We start from the raw sequence: 17,963 nt of genomic DNA, 5'->3' as shown, positions 1-17,963 counted from the left end.
GTGATGCTGGCAAAATGCCAGATCCTCACTTAGTTTGGCGAGACGAATTGTCGTAAGACTACCTACTGAGAAGGAACATACTCTTCAAGCTCTTCTCTTAAGCGTTTCTCTTCAAATAAATCTTCGATTTTTCTTCTTCTTTCTAACTTGGTAGTAGGACTTGATTCAGTGGCAACTTTTTCCTTGTTGCTCAAATTATCAGTTTCATTTTCAAATTCATCAAAACGACAAGCACTCATAGCTATCTCCTTAGCCCAAACAAATCAAATCCATTTAGATTATAAAAAAATTGCACTGATTTAATTATCCTTGCATTTAAAAAATTTCTATAAAAATTAATGAGCTACTTTTCAAAACGTAAAGTTTTGATCACAGATTTTAATCTTTAAAATACCAGAATTTAACGGTTAGGAACAGTGAAATTTTTTGAGCAGTGAACATTGAATAATCAGTTGGATTTGGCAGTAAGAAGACTGCCAAATTAATCCTTAATCATCTTATTATGCTGATAGCGTAGTTGAACCATCTAAATCTGAGGTTTGAGTGTCTGTTACTTCTTGTTCTTTGGCTGTTCTGTTTTTCGCTCTTAAGTCATTCATTTCTTGTCTTATTGACACGAGATCTACATGGCTCTTGGGCCGATCTGATAATTTTTTTAACTCCTCAGCGATAGAGGCTGCTTTCCCATTAATAGTATCTAAACGTACCTTCTGGTCGGCAAAGAGTTCGTCTACTCGCATCTCTTTACCATTGACCATAATCACAATTTTATCTGGTTTATTTTTATCATCTTTTGGAACTGCTTGTGGTGAGAAACCACTTTCAATAGCAGCTTCGTATGCCTGTCTTGCTCGTTCCAGCGCAACTTCTTGAGGTTGAAAATCCATTTCCATCTTGATTTTATCAAAGCCTGACGCTCGAACCGCCTGTACCATGAGCATGAAATCTGCTTTAACATTTTGGCGAGGATCCTGGTAATAAGCTGGATTGAAAAGAGTTGCACCCAAAGTTTGCTCTGAACCCATATCCATTGAAAAGGAGCCTGGCTTGCCGGTAATTGCATGGATGTCATATTTTCCGGAAAGAGTTTTTATTAGAGGCAAGTCAGCCATAGTAATCCCGGAAAGCACCATCCCATTTTGACTTGCTCCAATTGTTACGCCAACCGCAGGAGGCTGTTGCGGTGGGGGCAGTCCCTTATCCTGCGCATCCTTTATTGCTTGTTGTCGTTTGTGTTCCACCTTATCTATAATTATGCGTCGCATTTCCGCATTGTTTTTATACAAATTAGCAATAAATAAAAGTTCGCTCTGTTCTGCGGCTGCTGCCTTATGGAGGGTATTTACAGACTCTGTAGTTGATTTTTCAAATGAATCCAGTTGTTTTTTCTGGTTGGTCTCCAGGTCTGCTATCATGTTTGTTTTTACCACATCGATATCTGAGTCGCTATTGAGATTTAAAGTTTGGCTTAGATTCACTCTAAAATCTGGATCCTGAAATTTATCTTCCAGCGCTTTTTTCTCAGCTTGCTGTTGCACTTTGATTGCTTTTATTGCATTACTTTTTAATTCAACCATTAAGTTTATTAGCGCGTTTACTTTGAATTTACCGGGTACTTGATCCGCTAACTGTCTAAAAGTAGCTACAGACTCATTGTAATCTTTTTGTGCATCTGTAAATTTTTGGTCAACTGTTAATGCGGTATTAATTGCTTCTCTGACTTTTGAGGCAGCGTCTTTTTTATTTTGTTCATCGTCTTTAAAAGCAGCTCCAGTGAGTTTCTGATGAAGAGGAGCATCTCCAGGACCTTTGGTCTCTTTAAAAAGATGAACGTCTCTTGGGCTTCCTTTAGCCAGGTCATCAAACGCCTCAGCACTAAAGGTGGTGCTTTTTCCAATGCCCAATGCGTTTCTATATTCAATTTGTAACTTTTTTTGTTCTTCTGGAGAATGTATTGCCAAGCGGCTATTTGATAATAAATGTGGGCCGAAAAGAGGTAAACCGTTGTAGAAGGCCATAATATATACCTATAGAATAACTTAAGTAAAGTATAACACCTTTTTCTTAAGTGAAAATTAAATTTAACCACAAGATTTTTATATAAAAAAATGATTTTTGAAAAAAAATTTGGCAGAAATTGTGTCTTTACAGGTGAAATAATTAATTATCAGGAACACGTTATGGCCCAGCTGCTGAGCTGGGCCAGGCCCTTTACCAGGCAGGAATTGCTGCATCACCAAAGAGAGTTTTTGCTTTCTCTTTTACTTCATCTGAATTCAGGGCCTTAACAAATAATTCCAGTTGTGGTCTTTTCTGAGTATCGCGTCTAATAACAATAATATTGGCGTAAGGAGAATCTTTATTCTCAGTGAATAACGCATCACGCATGGGATTTAATCCTGCAGGTAAGGCAAATGTTGTGTTGATTACTGCTGCGGCAACATCGGGAAGAGCTCTGGGTAATTGCGCTGCATCCATTTCTTTGAATTGGAATTTCTTGGGATTAGACTCTATTTCGGGAGTACCATTGTTGGTAGTATTCTTTAAAGTGATTAAATGTGATTCTTCTAATAATAAAAAGGCACGCATTTCATTAGAAGGATCATTGGGAACCGCTATAATTGCGCCTTCTGGCAGGTCATTTAGCGATTTGAATTTTTGGGAGTAAATTCCCATAGGATAAACAAAAGTTCTTCCTATTGCCTGTAAATTAAAACCATGAGAAAGAATCGCTGCTTTCAAATAGGGCAAATGTTGGTACACATTAACATCCAGACTTTTATCTTGTAAGGCTTCGTTAGGTAAGTTGTAATCATTAAACTCTACTATTTTAATAGTTAATCCGTATTTTGCTTCTGCAACATTTTTTGCTGTTTCTATGAGTGCAGTTTCAGGTCCAGCAATAGTTCCTACGACTAAAGTATTCGGTGAGGGTTTATTACTGCATCCTGCCAGACTTAATATAAGAAGAAAATAACTTAAAATTCGCATCTTTCAGACTCCAAAATTAGTGATGTATAAAATTCTTTGCCAAGTAATCACCCAACATTTGCATTAATTGGACCATTAGAATCAAAACAATAACAGTTGATATCATGACTCCTGCATCAAAACGTTGATAACCGTAATTAATTGCTAACGTGCCCAAGCCGCCTGCACCTACTGTACCTGCCATTGCTGAGTAATTTACTAATGTAATCGCCGTTACAGTGACAGCATGAATTAAGCCAGGTTTTGCCTCAGGGAGCAAAATATGGAGAATAATCTGGCGGGTATTTGCACCCATGGCGTACCCTGTTTCTATTAGGCCAGTGGATAAACTTTGAAAGACATTATCCACCAGTCGAGCAAAAAATGGTGTAGCACCAATACTTAAAGGGACAATAGCTGCGTTCATACCTATAGAGGTACCTACCAAAATTCGAGTAAAAGGGATGATGGCAACCAGCAATATAATAAACGGGATAGAACGGAATATATTAATCAGAGCTGACAAAGTTTTATGAAGTTTAAGATTGGGTTTAATATATTTAGATGAATAGAGTAGGGTGCCTAATGGGAATCCTAGCAAAATGGCAAACAAGGTACTGATGACTACCATATAAAGGGTTTCACCTGTTGCATTGAGTAAATTATATACCATCTGGTAGGACATAGCCTAAAACCTCCACAGTTAGTTCGGCTCGTTTACAACGATCAAGGAAGGCTTCGAGTAATAATTGATGCGCCGTTAATTCAATAACCAAAACTCCGCATGTAACCCCATCAAAGCGATCAATATTAGCCAATAATATATTGATATCTAAATTTAATTCACGACTGGTTTGGCTGATAAAGGGTACAGTAGCCTCCTCACCCTGGAAAAATATACGAAGCAATGGTTTCATTGTTGCATAGCTTGCAAGTCTAATGGTGAGGCACGCTGGTAGTTCTGGACTCAGTTGAGCATAGAGCATGCTTCTTGCGAGACTGTCTGGTTTGTTACATACATTTGATAAAGCTGTTGTTTCAACGATTACTCCATTAACCATTACAGAAAGCCTTTTGCAAATTCTCTTAACAACATCCATTTCATGAGTAATAAGAACTATTGTAATTCCATACAGGGCATTAATTTTTTTAAGTAAGGTCAGGATTGCATCAGTTGTTTCCGGATCAAGTGCTGATGTTGCCTCATCACAAAGCAAAATTTTAGGAGAACAACTAAGGGCACGAGCAATTGCTACCCGTTGTTTTTGCCCCCCGCTGAGTTGTGATGGATACGCATCTTTTTTATCGTCTAATTCAACAACGGGGAGTAGTTCTTCGATTTTTTGTTTAATGGATTCCTCATCTATTCCCTGAATTCGCATGGGAAGAGCTATATTGTCATAGACATTTTTTGAATTTAATAAATTAAAATGCTGGAAAATCATTGCAATTTTATGACGAGCCAAAGCTAAATCTTTTCTTGAAAGATTCATTAGAAATTGACCATCAATGATGACTTCGCCTTTATCAGGGCGTTCTAATAAATTAATGCATCTTAATAAAGTGGATTTGCCTGCCCCACTTTTACCGATAATGCCAAAAATCTCACCTTCTTGAATAAATAAATTTACATCTTTTACTGCTGGTTTACCTGAAAAGGATTTAGTTAATCCAGTTAGTTCTATCATTCTTTTAGCCTGGGATTGTAGCTGGCGGAAGGCTTGTAGGGGTGATTATCATGCCCGCTTTAGCCGTTTTTTCAAAAAAGTTAACTCTTTTGAGCGTCCGCAAGCTGAGTTTTCAAATCGACGCTGGGTGACAGTATACACAAAGTACTTTTGTAAACAAAGAGGGAATTTATAGTTTTATCTCTATAGGTCGTTGTCTGAAGGAGACGATTGACAATTTTTATCCTAATTGGCACTCTTAGTCAGAATTTAATATAAGGAGTTGCTGTGATGAAAAGAATTGTTCTATCTGTTTTAGCTCTATTTTCGTTTGCTGTTCAAGCCGATGAGTTATCAACCTTTAATGATATCGTCGCAGTAGTATCAAAAGGTAAGCCTATTACCTTTGTTATTAATTTTAAAGAGTGTAGCTCTCAAATGCCACTGCCTTCCATATCTGCTTCAATCATACCTAACGCAATAATGATTGTAGCCAATAAGCGAATCACCGCATCAGACAGGCATTTTACACTGGATGATCCAATTGCACGTGGTACTCCTGTATTTGATTACAGCAAGTTTAATATTGATTCAGAAGGTGGGGCTTCAATTAAAATGACGATGATGAATGCCACTAATTATGAGGTATTAGGCAGTCATTTAATTCATTGTGAATTAGGTGAAGGATTTAAAGTTTTTGGTTAAACTGTCCTGAGAGCTTGATAAAATTATACTGTGAAGATCTGGGAATTTCTTAGAACCGTTCAGCCTGAGGAGGGGCAAAAGCCCCGTCTCGAAGGCCTGTACCAAAGCATCGAGATAGTGCTTCGCACTTCCTCAGATTTAACGAGTTTATCTGTAATTGAATTGTCATCATGCCCTAGCTCTTCAATTCCTCTCGATTTTTGAAATGTTCCAATGCCTGAGGATTTGCCAAGGATTGTAAATTATTTACCTGTTGGCTATGAACCACCTGTCTCACTGCTATTTCAACTATTTTGCCACTAATTGTGTGTGGGATATCAGCAACTTGCAGAATTTTTGCTGGCACATGTCTTGGGGAAGCATGTTGCTTAATGGTTTGCTTGATGGTGTTAATCAGCTCCTCATCAAGCGTTATTCCTTCACGTAATTTTACAAATAAAACAACTCTGACGTCATCCTGCCACTCTTGCCCGATAACAATGCTATCAAGGACTGAATCAACCTTTTCTACCTGTCTATAGATCTCAGCAGTACCTATGCGTACTCCACCTGGATTTAATACTGCATCTGAACGTCCATATATGATTAAGCCATAATGGGCAGTTAGTTCAGCAAAATCACCATGTGCCCAGACCCCTGGAAATCGTTCAAAATAGGCATGGGTGTAGGCCGTTTTATCTATATCATTCCAGAAGCCTATAGGCATGGATGGGAACGGTCTGCTACAAACGAGCTCTCCTCTAATTTGATGAACTGGATGTCCGCTTTCATTAAATACCTCCACATCCATTCCTAAACCAATGCACTGCAATTCACCTCTGTATACAGGAAGAATGGGGTTGCCCAGAGCAAAACAGGAAATGATATCGGTACCTCCCGATATGGAACTTAGTTGAATATCTGACTTTATCTGTTCATAGACAAAATCATAGTTTTTCGGCAGCAGGGGAGATCCTGTCGAGAGGATGCAGCGCAGATGGGCTAATTCAAATTCGGATTTGGGTTTTACGCCCGCTTTTTCAATAGCAGAAATAAATTTAGCACTGGTTCCAAAAACAGTTACCTTTTCTTCCTCTAGTAAGCGGAATAAACGATTATTTTCAGGATAAGTAGGGGAACCTTCATACAAAGTCAAAGTGGCACCTAATGCTAAGGCAGAAACAGTCCAATTCCACATCATCCAACCACAGGTTGTATAAAAAAACAAATTATCCTGTTCTGTTATATCAGTATGTAACCCTAGCTCCTTAATGTGTTGAATTAATGTTCCTCCTGCACCATGAATGATGCATTTAGGCTTTCCAGTAGTGCCTGAGGAAAACACAATATATATAGGGTGATCAAAAGGCAGAGAAACAAATTCACAATGGTTAGATGGTTTAATGAAGTCTTTCCAGTGCAAGGATTTGGGTATTGTTGACGGATTGATTTCTTCACTAATATTAGGACAAATAACAATTTGAACTAATGAAGAAATTTCGGCACTGAGTTGCTTGATTTTATTCGCACCACTATGTTTTTTACCTTGATATTGATGGCCATCGCATATAAAAAGAACTTTCGGATCGATTTGTCCAAGACGATCTAAAGCTGCCTGAGCACCAAAATCAGGAGAGCAAGAAGACCAGATTGCTCCTAAAGATGTAGTGGCCAGCATTGCAATAATGGTATAGGGTGTATTAGGCATCAATGCAGCAATTCGGTCACCTGCTGTTACTCCAATTGCTTTTAGGCCCGCTGCACATTGAGCAACTTCAAGATACAATTGTTCGTAACTTATAATCTGCTTATCATCATTTTCATTTAAGCTGATTAGAGCAGGGTGATGATCTCTGCGAGCTAACAGTTTTTGCGCAAAATTAAATCGAGCCCCTGAAAACCAGCGTGCGTCCAGCATTTCCTTGTAATAGTTTAGAACCTGATGAGGCGGAGTATCAAAACTTAAACTAAAAAAATCACAGAGAGTCTTCCAGAATGAATCGGGGTGTTTAACGGACCAAATGTGAAGATCATGATAGCTCTCATAAAGTTGCCCATTTTTTTCTGTGGCATAGAGCATAAATTGCCACATTCTGGTTTTTTCCGGGTGTTTAGGTGTCCATACTATATCGTTCATTAAAAACTCTCTCTTGCGATGTAATTCCCTTGACCTGATTTTAAAATGGGAAGCCACTGGTCATTAATGCTCAATTGCATGGATTAGCCAACATTGCATTTGCAACTTTAGATTGATTTTTGCGTCCCAATATCTTACAAATCAGGTCTCCAGCAGCCACGATTTTAAATATGTCAACCGCTGTGTTTATTCCTAACCCATGCATTAAATAAAGTACATCTTCGGTAGCTACATTCCCGCTTGCTCCTTGTGCATAAGGACAACCTCCAAGCCCTGCCACCGAACTGTCAAAGCGGTTTACACCATAATGTAATGAGGCATAGATATTAGCTATTGCCTGGCCATAAGTGTCATGAAAATGCATGGCTAATTGACTAAGAGGCAATACTTTTAAAACTTTATCGAGTAGTCTTTGGGTTTGTTTGGGAGTACCGACACCTATCGTATCCCCTAAAGAAATTTCATTGACTCCAAGATCAATAAGTCTGTGGGTGACATCGGCAACTTGCCGGGGGTCTATTTCTCCCTGGTAGGGACAACCCAGAACGCAGGAGATATATCCTCGGACCTTAACATCATGAGCTTTGGCAAGATCAAGGACAGGTTGAAAGCGAGCAATGCTTTCTGCAATAGAGCAATTGATATTACGTTGATTAAATAATTCGCTAGCTGCAGTAAACACAGAGATTTCCCTAACTCCTGCCTCCAGAGCTTTATTCATGCCTCGCTCATTTGGAACCAAAGCTGAGTAAGCAATACCAGGTACTTTATCTATAGTGGAAAAAACCACGTCATTATCTGCTAACTGGGGAATGGATTTTGCAGAAACAAAACTGGTGACTTCAATGTGCTTTAAACCTGTTTGACTTAACAAGTTTATTAACTCAATTTTGTGTTCACTAGATACAAAAGCTGATTCATTCTGCAGGCCATCACGAGGACCTACTTCTATTATTGTCACGTGTTGCGGATAGTCCATGATTATCTCTTGATTGTCCTATATTTTAGGAGTCTGATTCACTTAGTGACAATAACTCCGCGCCTTCGCTGACTTGAGCCCCTACAGCATAAAATACATCCAACAGTACCCCATCATTGGGAGCATGAATGGTGTGCTCCATTTTCATTGCTTCCAGTATAATTAAACGATCTCCAGCTTTAACCTGTTCGCCAATTTTTTTAAGAATAGCTACTACTGTGGATGGCATTGGTGCGATGAGTTGTCCTTTATGTAATGCTGCTTGAGGGTCTAATTTATTCCAATGAAAGCGCTCTACAGTAATTTGACCTTGCTCTGAGTATAAGGTCAATGATTGGTTTGTATTATCGGTCAGGGCTTTGTAACTTTGATTTTCTATTTCAACTCTTAGCGTGTCATCAGAGAAATTGACGTTGATATTTTGTTCTTTATTTTTTAACCTGACGCTAAATTTATTTTTGTTTATTGGGGTAATAACTGCTTCAATTAATTCCCCGTTGTCTTGATAACGGCAGGTCCAATGCCCTAACACATGCATTTGCCAGGAAAAAGCCGCCTGAAGTAAGGGATCTTTAATACTAGTGACTGTGCTCAGGTAATCAAAACCTACAGTCATCAGTAAGGCTACTTCTTTATCCGGAGTTACTAAATCTATCGTCTCTTTGCTTAAAAAATCGGTACTCAGTTGAGCTTGAGAGAATTTGGGGTGTTTGCAAATAGCTTTTAAAAAAGGGATATTAGTTTTTACACCGCCAATAAAATAGTGATTCAGAGCCTGTTGCAGGCGTTGCAATGCTTCCTCTCTAGTTTGTCCCCAGGCAATAAGTTTGGCAATCATGGGATCGTAATACTTGGATATTTGTGATGAAAGGGTAACTCCTGTGTCAATACGGATGCCTTCTAAAGAGGGCTCTTTTAAATAATGAAGTTGGCCAATTGAAGGTATAAATCCATTGAATGGATCTTCAGCATAAATACGACATTCTATTGCATGGCCCTTGGCCTGAATCTGATCTTGCAACAAGGGCAGAGGTTCATTTGCAGCGATTTTTAATTGCCAGGCAACCAGATCAAGACCGGTTATCATTTCAGTCACGGGATGCTCTACCTGTAGTCTTGTATTCATTTCCATAAAGTAAAAATGTTCATCACCTTCTACAAGGAACTCGACTGTACCTGCACCTCTGTATTTAATGGAGCGTGCTACTTCACAGGCTGCATCCGCTAAATTTTGACGCATCATTGAAGATAAATCAGGAGCTGGTGCTTCTTCAATGATTTTTTGATGTCTGCGCTGAATCGAGCAGTCTCTCTCAAACAGATGAACCACATTTCCATAATTATCTGCCATAATTTGCAGTTCGACATGACGTGGATTGAGAACGAGTTTTTCGATAATCATTGTGTCATCAGCAAAGCTGGCCATGGATTCTCTTTTAGCTCCTGCGAGTGACTCGCTAAACTCTGTTTCATTATGAACAGCACGCATACCCTTACCACCACCACCATTTGCTGCTTTAATTAAAACAGGAAATCCGATTTTTTTTGCCGCGTTCATTAGTTGCTCTTCGGTTTGTTCGTTACCATGATACCCGGGAGTTAAGGGAACATTAGTTTGTTCAAGAAGTTGTTTGGATAATTGTTTTGAAGCCATTGCCTCCATTGCTTCAATAGAGGGGCCAATAAAGACTATACCCGCCTGCCCACAGGCTTTTGCAAATTTAGGGTTTTCAGATAAAAATCCATAACCGGGATGGATGGCTTGGGCGCCACATTCCTGAGCTACTTTAATAATTTGTTCTATATTTAGATAACTGTCTTTGGCAGGTGCTTCCCCAACATAGTAAGCACTATCGGCAAGTTTCACATGGAGACTTTCTTTATCTACTGAAGAGTAGATAGCGATAGCGTGTATGCCCATGAAGCGTGCTGTTTTGATGATTCTACAGGCTATTTCACCTCGGTTAGCAATAAGAATTTTATTAAACATGCAAGCCCCTAGTTCCAGTTGGGTGTTTCTTTATTTAAGAACGCTTTTAGACCTTGTTGCCCTTCAGTGGAAACTCGTTTACGAGCGATCAGGGACGCGGTATAACGCACTAACTCTTCATTGATAGTTTTATTTGCTACATCATGTACCAATTGTTTTGCCTGTTTAACTGCCTCAGGCGCATTGTTACTTATTTGTTTTGCATACTTGAAGGTAAACTCTAATAGCTCTTCTTCTGAAGCACAATGTTGGACCAAATTTAAGTCCATGGCTCGCTTCGCGTCAAAAATTTCGGCACTCATGAACAGCATCTTGGCAGCTCGCTCGCCAATAGCTCTAACAACATATGGGCTAATAACTGCAGGAACAAGGCCTAATTTTACTTCTGAAAAACAAAAACGAGCTGTTGTAGCAGCGATAGCAATATCACAGGCAGCAGCCAAGCCTGCTCCTCCACCAAAGGCAGACCCCTGGATCATCGCTATGGTGGGTTTGGGGCTTTGATTGAAAGAGTACATTAAATTTCCAAGTACCATAGTATCTTCCAGGTTTTCTTCCTCACTAAACTGAACCATGTTCTGCATCCAGGCCAAATCCGCACCAGCAGAAAAATGCTTGCCATTGGCTTTGAGCACTATGACTCGAACCTCAGGATTACGAACAGCGTCATCCAGTTGTTCCTGCATTTCTGTTAAGAGTTGGTTATTAAAAGCATTGTGTTTACTGATGCGGTTTACAGTAAGTAAACATACTCTTTCCCGGACTTCGCTTAATAAATCGCTCATGTGTTTATTATCCTTACATACGAAAAACGCCAAAGCGTGTGGATTCAATTGGTGCATTTAATGCGGCAGATAAACTAAGTCCTAATATCCGGCGTGTATCTTGAGGAGCTATAACCCCATCATCCCAAAGTCTTGAACTGGCATAGTAAGGATTTCCTTGAGCATCATATTGAGAACGCATTTCGGCTTTAAATTGTTCTTCTTCGTCAGAAGACCAGCTTTTGCCTTGTTTGGTGGCTTTGTCTCTGTTTACCTGAGCCATAACATTTGCCGCCTGCTCACCACCCATCACCGAAATCCGCGAATTAGGCCAAGTCCAGATGAAACGAGCATTGTACGCTCGTCCACACATGGCATAATTGCCGGCACCAAAGCTTCCGCCTACGATCACTGTAAATTTGGGGACGTTGGCGTTAGCAACAGCGGTAACCATTTTAGCTCCATGTTTGGCGATGCCTGATGCTTCATATTTAGAGCCTACCATAAAGCCTGTAATATTTTGCAGAAATACTAAAGGGATTTTACGTTGACAGCATAGTTCGATAAAGTGACTGGCTTTTAAAGCACTTTCGCTAAACAGGATGCCATTGTTGGCAATAATACCAATTGGGTAACCATACAGTCGGGCAAAACCACAAACCAAAGTAGTTCCATAGAGCGCCTTGAACTCGTCGAACTCGGAACCATCTACTAAACGCGCAATAATTTCCCGGATATCAAAGGGTTTTCTTAAATCCCCCGGAATAATGCCATTGAGTTCGTTACTATCATAGATTGGTTCAACAGTTTCAATACGATGAATGGGGTCAATTTTTTTTCGGTTTAAGTTACCTACGGCAACACGTGCCAAATGAAGCGCATGTGCATCATGTTCCGCATAGTGATCCGCAACACCCGAATGTCTGCAATGCACCTCTGCGCCACCCAACTCTTCCGCACTGATGATCTCTCCTGTAGCGGCTTTAACCAACGGAGGGCCGCCAAGAAAAATCGTGGCCTGATTTTTTACCATAATGGATTCGTCAGACATCGCTGGCACATAAGCACCACCTGCAGTGCATGATCCCATAACTACAGCAATCTGGGGGATATTTTGTGCTGACATTTGTGCCTGGTTGTAAAAAATACGGCCAAAATGATCGCGGTCAGGGAATACTTCATCTTGAAGCGGTAAAAATGCCCCCCCTGAGTCTACCAGATAAATACAGGGCAGATGATTGATCAAGGCGATTTCCTGAGCTCTTAGATGTTTTTTTACTGTTAATGGATAGTAAGTTCCCCCTTTGACTGTTGCATCGTTTACCACGATGACACACTCGGTACCAGCAACGCGACCTATTCCAGTAATAATCCCGGCAGCTGGAACCACATCTTTGTAAACTTCATAGGCTGCAAGTTGGGATAATTCGAGAAAAGGTGTGCCTGGGTCTAATAATTGCTGCAGACGCTCTCTGGGAAGTAATTTACCATGCTGCAGGTGCCTGGCTCTGGCTTTTTCATCGCCACCTAAAGCAATCAGGTTGACTCTTGCTTTCAACTCATCAACCAGGGCTTGCATGATCTTCTGATTGTCTTTGAACTCTTCGCTGTTCGTATTGATTTGACTGTTTAACGTGGCCATCCCTTTATCCTTACCGTATCAAGATATCACTCAAAACGATGACAGCCCAGATTACCCAAACAATAGCGATAAAATGAGGCATATCACGACCTTTGATTACCCTATAAAGTAGTGCAGGGATTCCCGCAATGACTATTGGTATTAGAATCAAGACCAGAATTTTTCTAATGGTGACTCCCCAGCCCGTATGGCTGAATATAGGAATCAGTAGATAATTAACATAAGTGAAAAACATATCGATATAAACGACAAGACGATGAGCGTATCGGGCAAAAATCACTACCAAGATGCTTAGTAGCAGGTAAATGAGACTATGTCTTAACATGTACATCCTTTCTTTATTTTTATTGTTCGTATCTTTTTACTTTTCCGTAGCCCATATGTAATAAAGCGTAATACGAGGATGTAATTATCCCCATATTACGCTGTTTATGTCGAGTTAGTACCTAAACTATAACAATTCAATTGCCATAGCTGTGGCTTCACCGCCGCCTATACATAAAGAGGCTACACCGCGTTTTTTACCTTGCTGTTGTAATGCATGTATCAAAGTTACCAGGATACGTGCACCTGAAGCGCCTATAGGATGACCTAAAGCGCAAGCACCACCGTGAATATTAACCTGTTCTGGATTTAATTCAAGCTGGGTGATTGCTGCCATAGCTACTACGGCGAAGGCTTCATTAATTTCATAGAGATCAACATCATTTTGATTCCAACCGGCTTTATTCATCACTTTGCGAATTGCATCAACAGGAGCAGTAGTGAACCATTCAGGGGCTTGAGCATGGCTAGCATGAGCCACGATTCGTGCCAGGGGTTTAACACCACGCTTTTGTGCATTTGCTGCACTCATTATTATCAAACTTGCAGCGCCATCAGAAATTGAACTGGAGTTCGCAGCAGTGACCGTACCATCTGATTTAAAGGCAGGTTTTAGCTGGGTTATTTTTGCAAGTTTTGCAGCGTCAGGTCCCTCATCCACAGAGACCGTAACTTCGCCTTTGCGTGTATTTAAGGTGACAGTGGCAATTTCTTCCGAGAAAGAACCATTTTCTATAGCTTTTAGTGCTTTAGTCATAGACTGAATAGCATATTCATCTTGTTGGTCTCTGCTAAACTTAAAATGGCTGGCAGTGGCCTCGGCAAAACAACCCATTAACTGTCCTTTGTTGTATGCATCTTCAAGTCCATCAAGGAACATATGATCTTTTATTTCGCCATGGCCCAATCTATAACCTGAGCGTGCTTTAGCTAACAAGTAGGGAGCATTACTCATGCTTTCCATACCACTGGCTAAAATGACATTTGCTGAGCCGGCAAGAATTAAATCATGAGCTAACATAACTGCTTTCATTCCAGAACCACACATTTTATTAATTGTTGTAGCGCCAGTAGAGTTTGGTATACCGGCTTTAATCGCAGCCTGTCTGGCAGCAGCCTGGCCAATACCCGCTTGTAATACGCAGCCGCTAATTACCTCATCAATTTCGGCAGGTGACATCCCTGACTGAGATAAGACGGCTTGATGTGCTACAGCACCCAGTTCCGGGGCTGAAAGAGGAGATAAATTACCTAGCATTCCCCCCATTGGGGTTCTTTTTGCTGCAACGATTACTATTTCATTCTTTTCCATATCCCTATTCCTTATGCTGTTTCTTTAAAAAGTTCACGTCCAATTAGCATTCTCCTGATTTCAGAAGTGCCAGCTCCTATCTCATACAGCTTTGCATCCCGCAACAATCGACCGGCTGGATAGTCATTGATGTATCCATTACCGCCCAATATTTGTATTGCCTGTAGCGCCATTTGCGTTGCTTTTTCAGCTGTATATAAAATGGCCCCTGCGGCGTCCTTACGACTAACCCTGCCATTATCACAAGCTTTTGCAACGGTATACAAGTAGGCTCTACATGCACTAAGCTCGGTATACATATCGGCTAATTTGCCTTGAATGAATTGAAATTCACCTATGGCCTGGTTAAATTGTTTCCTTTCATGTACATAGGGTATGACCAGGTCCATACAGGCTTGCATGATACCCACAGGTCCTCCTGCCAGGATAGTACGTTCGTAATCGAGACCGCTCATGAGGACTTTGGCACCTTGATTTACTTCTCCCAATATATTGTTCGCTGGAACTTCACACTCTTCAAACACCAGTTCACAGGTATTGGAACCACGCATACCCAGTTTATCCAGCTTTTGAGCTGTCCTGAATCCGGTCATTCCTTTTTCAACAAGAAATGCGGTAATTCCTTTACTTGCTGCGTGTTTATCAGTTTTAGCATAAACAACTAACACATCCGCATCCGGACCGTTAGTGATCCACATTTTAGTGCCGTTTAGAATGTATTTTTCTCCTGATTGACGTGCCTGCAACTGCATGCTGATTACATCAGATCCTGAGTTAGATTCACTCATTGCCAGAGCGCCGACAAAAGCACCGCTAATAAGTTTAGGCAAATATGTCTGTTTTTGGGCACTGGTACCATTTAAATAAATTTGATTAACGCACAAATTGGAATGCGCACCGTAACTTAAACCTACAGATGCAGAGGCTCTGGATATTTCTTCCATAGCTATGGTATGAGCCAGATAGCCCATATTAGCACCGCCATACTCTTCACTTACAGTAATGCCCAATAATCCCAAATCCCCTAGTTTTCGCCACAGATGATTAGGGAAGCTGTTATTCTCATCGATTTGAGCTGCGATAGGTGCAATTTCTGTACGAGCAAATTGATAGACACTGTCTCTTAACATATCGTATGTTTCACCTAACTGATAGTGTAAGCCTGCGTGCATGGAAAAATTCCTGTTACTTTTGATAAATAACTTTAGACTATACCCAATAGAATTAAACTTGCAACCCCAATCTGCCATTGAATTCAATCTGGAAAAATCAAATTAGGATTTCCTATATGTTATTTCTTTTAATGAATCTTCGTTACTAATTTATTTGATATTTCTATTTTTGATGTGAGCCTTTACCTGATTTAAAAAATCACCTAATCTAGGGGCAAAGCTTAATCCTTATGGATTGCTGTTTGTTCTATCCTGGATTCACTATAGTTTTAATGGGTATCGATTTGACTGTGAATCGGGTTAATATAAGGAGAGTTGCTCATGCGTAAACTGGTACTCTGGGGGCACGGTGTAGATGAATATCGTGAAATGTTTGATTTATCTCAAGAGGAGATAAATTCCAGTATTTTAGAATATGGCTGTGGACCCAGTGCGGTTAACTACCAGCAAACCCAAAAAGATCATAAGATTGTTAGTTGTGATCCTCTGTTTGTATTGGATAAAGATACCCTTTCCTCTAAAGTAATAATGATATTTGCGGACATGGCTGAACAAGTAAAAAAAGAGCAGGAGCGATTCGATTTTACTCGTAGTGGAAGTTATGAAAATCTGGTTGCCGAAAGAAAACAGGGCATGAAAAATTTTTTTGCAGATTATGCAGCCGGCAAAGCTCAGGGCAGATATCTTGGGGTTGCTGATTATCATCTGCCATTCGCAGATTTTTCTTTTGATTATGCCCTAAGCTCCCATTATTTGTTTGCTGATCTGGACGACCAAACGGTACCATTTCATTTAGAAATAATTCGTGAGTTAGCTCGAGTTGCTAAGGAAGTTAGAATTTTTCCTTTGATTGATAGAGAGGGAAAAACATCTGATTTCCTGGGACCTGTACTGTTGGGACTCCAGGAGCATAATTATGGTGTAGAAGTCAGAGAGGTGGCTTTTCATTTGCACCCAACAGGAAATGCCATGCTCAGGGTATGGGCTCAAGAGTGTGTTATTTAATTTGGGGAAATTCAACGTGGCATGCTATTAGAGCGTTTTTGTAAAGATATTGATCAGGCCCCCTTCAAGAGGCTTGATCAACATCAAAATCCAGTAAGAGAACCTCTGGAAGACTGTATCTGTTTGCAGTTCTCTATAGTTAGGAACAAAAAATCACCTTTCTTGTTTATGATTCTCTTGTAATGACGAAAGTATCGTTCAACCTAGATAGGATTTTTACTAAACATCAGCTAAAATCTTTTTTCGTATTGATGAAGCCTAATATCACCCCCCCAATTATATGACGTTATTAAACTCAGTTCCGGAGTAACTTATGTATTCAGTGCTACGTCCAGTGCTTTTTAAACTGGAAGCAGAGAAAGCCCATGATTTTGCATTATCATCTTTAGCTTACCTGCCTCAATTTTATTTTCGCAAACCACAAGAAATGCCTGTTAAAGCAATGGGATTGGATTTTGCTCATCCAGTAGGTTTAGCAGCTGGTTTGGATAAAAATGGAGAGTATCTGGATGGATTGGCAAAAATAGGATTTTCTTTCATAGAATTAGGTACGATAACTCCCAGGCCGCAAGATGGTAATCCGAAGCCTCGTTTATTTCGCTTACCAGAAGCCCGGGCTATTATAAATCGAATGGGCTTTAACAATCAGGGTGTAGACACGTTGATTACCCATGTCAAGAATGCCAGCTATAAAGGTATTTTAGGGATCAATATTGGAAAAAATAAAGATACTGCTCTAAATAAGGCAGTTGATGATTATCTTTTTTGTTTACGTAAAGTATATGAGCACGCATCGTACGTTACCATTAATATTTCCTCTCCTAACACTCCAGATTTACGTCAGTTACAACGAAGTGAATATTTTGCTGATTTATTATCGCAATTACAGGGTGAACAAATTAAATTAGCGGATCAATTTCAACGTCATGTACCCTTGGTTGTTAAAGTATCCCCTGATGAGACTGATGAAACGTTAAAACAAATGACTGAGATTATTTTGCATCATGGTGTCGAGGGTATTATTGCAACCAATACTACTTGCTCGCGAGAATTGGTTAAGAGTTTACCTCATGCTCAAGAGCAAGGAGGTTTAAGTGGCAGACCTTTGACTGACTTATCGAATCATTGTTTGCGGTTGTTAAAACATTATGTAGGAGACGCGCTTACTCTAATCGGCGTAGGAGGTGTTGATAGTAGTATTAGTGCCCAGGAAAAGCTTAATGCCGGAGCATCATTAGTGCAGGTATATAGTGGCTTGATTTATCAAGGACCGAAGTTGGTTTCTGAAGTAGTCTCAGGATTAAAGAGCCTTTAATG

Annotated in this window: 16 protein-coding genes; 3 read left to right on the top strand and 13 right to left on the bottom strand. The window is 40.1% G+C overall.

What is annotated here, in order from left to right; translation table 11 throughout:
- Positions 1-62 precede the first annotated feature (62 nt).
- From HRS36_RS12545 to HRS36_RS12525, 5 genes are all read right to left on the bottom strand, one after another.
- A complete protein-coding gene (locus HRS36_RS12545; RefSeq protein WP_173237570.1) occupies positions 63-239 on the bottom strand; it encodes a PA3496 family putative envelope integrity protein in 177 nt (58 codons plus the stop codon).
- A gap of 261 nt (positions 240-500) precedes the next feature.
- A complete protein-coding gene (locus tag HRS36_RS12540; protein ID WP_173237569.1) occupies positions 501-2,018 on the bottom strand; it encodes a hypothetical protein in 1,518 nt (505 codons plus the stop codon).
- 193 nt (positions 2,019-2,211) lie between these two features.
- Positions 2,212-2,991, bottom strand: a complete 780-nt coding sequence (locus HRS36_RS12535) for a MetQ/NlpA family ABC transporter substrate-binding protein (RefSeq protein ID WP_173237568.1) — start codon at positions 2,989-2,991, stop codon at positions 2,212-2,214.
- 16 nt (positions 2,992-3,007) lie between these two features.
- Positions 3,008-3,655 carry a methionine ABC transporter permease gene (locus HRS36_RS12530; protein WP_173237567.1) on the bottom strand — a complete coding sequence of 216 codons (648 nt, stop codon included), beginning with the start codon at positions 3,653-3,655 and terminating at the stop codon, positions 3,008-3,010.
- Positions 3,633-4,658 carry a methionine ABC transporter ATP-binding protein gene (locus HRS36_RS12525; RefSeq protein ID WP_173237566.1) on the bottom strand — a complete coding sequence of 342 codons (1,026 nt, stop codon included), beginning with the start codon at positions 4,656-4,658 and terminating at the stop codon, positions 3,633-3,635. Before HRS36_RS12525 ends, HRS36_RS12530 begins: the two co-directional genes overlap by 23 nt.
- Positions 4,659-4,928: 270 nt before the next feature.
- On the opposite strand from HRS36_RS12525, the gene HRS36_RS12520 reads away from it, so the two are divergent.
- Positions 4,929-5,342: a VirK family protein gene (locus HRS36_RS12520; protein WP_173237565.1), complete on the top strand. Its 414-nt coding sequence runs from the start codon at positions 4,929-4,931 to the stop codon at positions 5,340-5,342.
- A gap of 175 nt (positions 5,343-5,517) precedes the next feature.
- Here HRS36_RS12520 and HRS36_RS12515 read toward each other — a convergent pair whose 3' ends face one another.
- The 8 genes from HRS36_RS12515 to HRS36_RS12480 all read right to left on the bottom strand — a co-directional run bounded on the left by HRS36_RS12515 (position 5,518) and on the right by HRS36_RS12480 (position 15,641).
- The gene (locus HRS36_RS12515; RefSeq protein WP_173237564.1) at positions 5,518-7,458 is read right to left on the bottom strand and encodes an acetoacetate--CoA ligase; all 1,941 of its coding nucleotides are present in this window, start codon (positions 7,456-7,458) and stop codon (positions 5,518-5,520) included.
- A gap of 70 nt (positions 7,459-7,528) precedes the next feature.
- Entirely contained in the window at positions 7,529-8,437 is a 909-nt protein-coding gene (locus HRS36_RS12510; protein WP_173237563.1) for a hydroxymethylglutaryl-CoA lyase, read from the bottom strand.
- Between the two features lie 25 nt (positions 8,438-8,462).
- Entirely contained in the window at positions 8,463-10,427 is a 1,965-nt protein-coding gene (locus tag HRS36_RS12505) for an acetyl-CoA carboxylase biotin carboxylase subunit (RefSeq protein WP_173237562.1), read from the bottom strand.
- Between the two features lie 8 nt (positions 10,428-10,435).
- Positions 10,436-11,212 carry an enoyl-CoA hydratase-related protein gene (locus tag HRS36_RS12500; RefSeq protein WP_173237561.1) on the bottom strand — a complete coding sequence of 259 codons (777 nt, stop codon included), beginning with the start codon at positions 11,210-11,212 and terminating at the stop codon, positions 10,436-10,438.
- 13 nt (positions 11,213-11,225) lie between these two features.
- Positions 11,226-12,833 carry a carboxyl transferase domain-containing protein gene (locus HRS36_RS12495; protein ID WP_173237560.1) on the bottom strand — a complete coding sequence of 536 codons (1,608 nt, stop codon included), beginning with the start codon at positions 12,831-12,833 and terminating at the stop codon, positions 11,226-11,228.
- 10 nt (positions 12,834-12,843) lie between these two features.
- A complete protein-coding gene (locus tag HRS36_RS12490) occupies positions 12,844-13,158 on the bottom strand; it encodes a hypothetical protein (protein WP_173237559.1) in 315 nt (104 codons plus the stop codon).
- Between the two features lie 126 nt (positions 13,159-13,284).
- Positions 13,285-14,469, bottom strand: coding sequence for an acetyl-CoA C-acyltransferase (locus HRS36_RS12485; RefSeq protein WP_173237558.1), 1,185 nt, complete (start codon positions 14,467-14,469; stop codon positions 13,285-13,287).
- Positions 14,470-14,480: 11 nt separating this feature from the next.
- Positions 14,481-15,641, bottom strand: a complete 1,161-nt coding sequence (locus HRS36_RS12480) for an isovaleryl-CoA dehydrogenase (RefSeq protein ID WP_173237557.1) — start codon at positions 15,639-15,641, stop codon at positions 14,481-14,483.
- 321 nt (positions 15,642-15,962) lie between these two features.
- Between HRS36_RS12480 and HRS36_RS12475 the strand changes: the two genes are divergently transcribed.
- On the top strand, positions 15,963-16,646 hold the full coding sequence (locus tag HRS36_RS12475; protein ID WP_173237556.1) for a class I SAM-dependent methyltransferase: 684 nt from the start codon (positions 15,963-15,965) through the stop codon (positions 16,644-16,646).
- A gap of 313 nt (positions 16,647-16,959) precedes the next feature.
- Entirely contained in the window at positions 16,960-17,961 is a 1,002-nt protein-coding gene (locus HRS36_RS12470) for a quinone-dependent dihydroorotate dehydrogenase (protein ID WP_173237555.1), read from the top strand.
- The last annotated feature ends 2 nt before the right edge of the window (positions 17,962-17,963 follow it).

The sequence above is a fragment of the Legionella antarctica genome, from assembly GCF_011764505.1.
Lineage (GTDB): Bacteria > Pseudomonadota > Gammaproteobacteria > Legionellales > Legionellaceae > Legionella > Legionella antarctica.
This window is presented reverse-complemented; position numbering and strand designations above follow the sequence as displayed.

What these genes read in the sequence shown, in the direction of transcription:
- HRS36_RS12485 (WP_173237558.1), bottom strand. Translation starts at nt 14,469, where the DNA reads ATGGAAAAGAATGAAATAGTAATCGTTGCAGCAAAAAGAACCCCAATG.
- HRS36_RS12515 (WP_173237564.1), bottom strand. Translation starts at nt 7,458, where the DNA reads ATGAACGATATAGTATGGACACCTAAACACCCGGAAAAAACCAGAATG.
- HRS36_RS12535 (WP_173237568.1), bottom strand. Translation starts at nt 2,991, where the DNA reads ATGCGAATTTTAAGTTATTTTCTTCTTATATTAAGTCTGGCAGGATGC.
- HRS36_RS12500 (WP_173237561.1), bottom strand. Translation starts at nt 11,212, where the DNA reads ATGAGCGATTTATTAAGCGAAGTCCGGGAAAGAGTATGTTTACTTACT.
- HRS36_RS12510 (WP_173237563.1), bottom strand. Translation starts at nt 8,437, where the DNA reads ATGGACTATCCGCAACACGTGACAATAATAGAAGTAGGTCCTCGTGAT.
- HRS36_RS12470 (WP_173237555.1), top strand. Translation starts at nt 16,960, where the DNA reads ATGTATTCAGTGCTACGTCCAGTGCTTTTTAAACTGGAAGCAGAGAAA.
- HRS36_RS12480 (WP_173237557.1), bottom strand. Translation starts at nt 15,641, where the DNA reads ATGCACGCAGGCTTACACTATCAGTTAGGTGAAACATACGATATGTTA.
- HRS36_RS12495 (WP_173237560.1), bottom strand. Translation starts at nt 12,833, where the DNA reads ATGGCCACGTTAAACAGTCAAATCAATACGAACAGCGAAGAGTTCAAA.
- HRS36_RS12490 (WP_173237559.1), bottom strand. Translation starts at nt 13,158, where the DNA reads ATGTTAAGACATAGTCTCATTTACCTGCTACTAAGCATCTTGGTAGTG.
- HRS36_RS12520 (WP_173237565.1), top strand. Translation starts at nt 4,929, where the DNA reads ATGAAAAGAATTGTTCTATCTGTTTTAGCTCTATTTTCGTTTGCTGTT.
- HRS36_RS12505 (WP_173237562.1), bottom strand. Translation starts at nt 10,427, where the DNA reads ATGTTTAATAAAATTCTTATTGCTAACCGAGGTGAAATAGCCTGTAGA.
- HRS36_RS12545 (WP_173237570.1), bottom strand. Translation starts at nt 239, where the DNA reads ATGAGTGCTTGTCGTTTTGATGAATTTGAAAATGAAACTGATAATTTG.
- HRS36_RS12530 (WP_173237567.1), bottom strand. Translation starts at nt 3,655, where the DNA reads ATGTCCTACCAGATGGTATATAATTTACTCAATGCAACAGGTGAAACC.
- HRS36_RS12525 (WP_173237566.1), bottom strand. Translation starts at nt 4,658, where the DNA reads ATGATAGAACTAACTGGATTAACTAAATCCTTTTCAGGTAAACCAGCA.
- HRS36_RS12475 (WP_173237556.1), top strand. Translation starts at nt 15,963, where the DNA reads ATGCGTAAACTGGTACTCTGGGGGCACGGTGTAGATGAATATCGTGAA.
- HRS36_RS12540 (WP_173237569.1), bottom strand. Translation starts at nt 2,018, where the DNA reads ATGGCCTTCTACAACGGTTTACCTCTTTTCGGCCCACATTTATTATCA.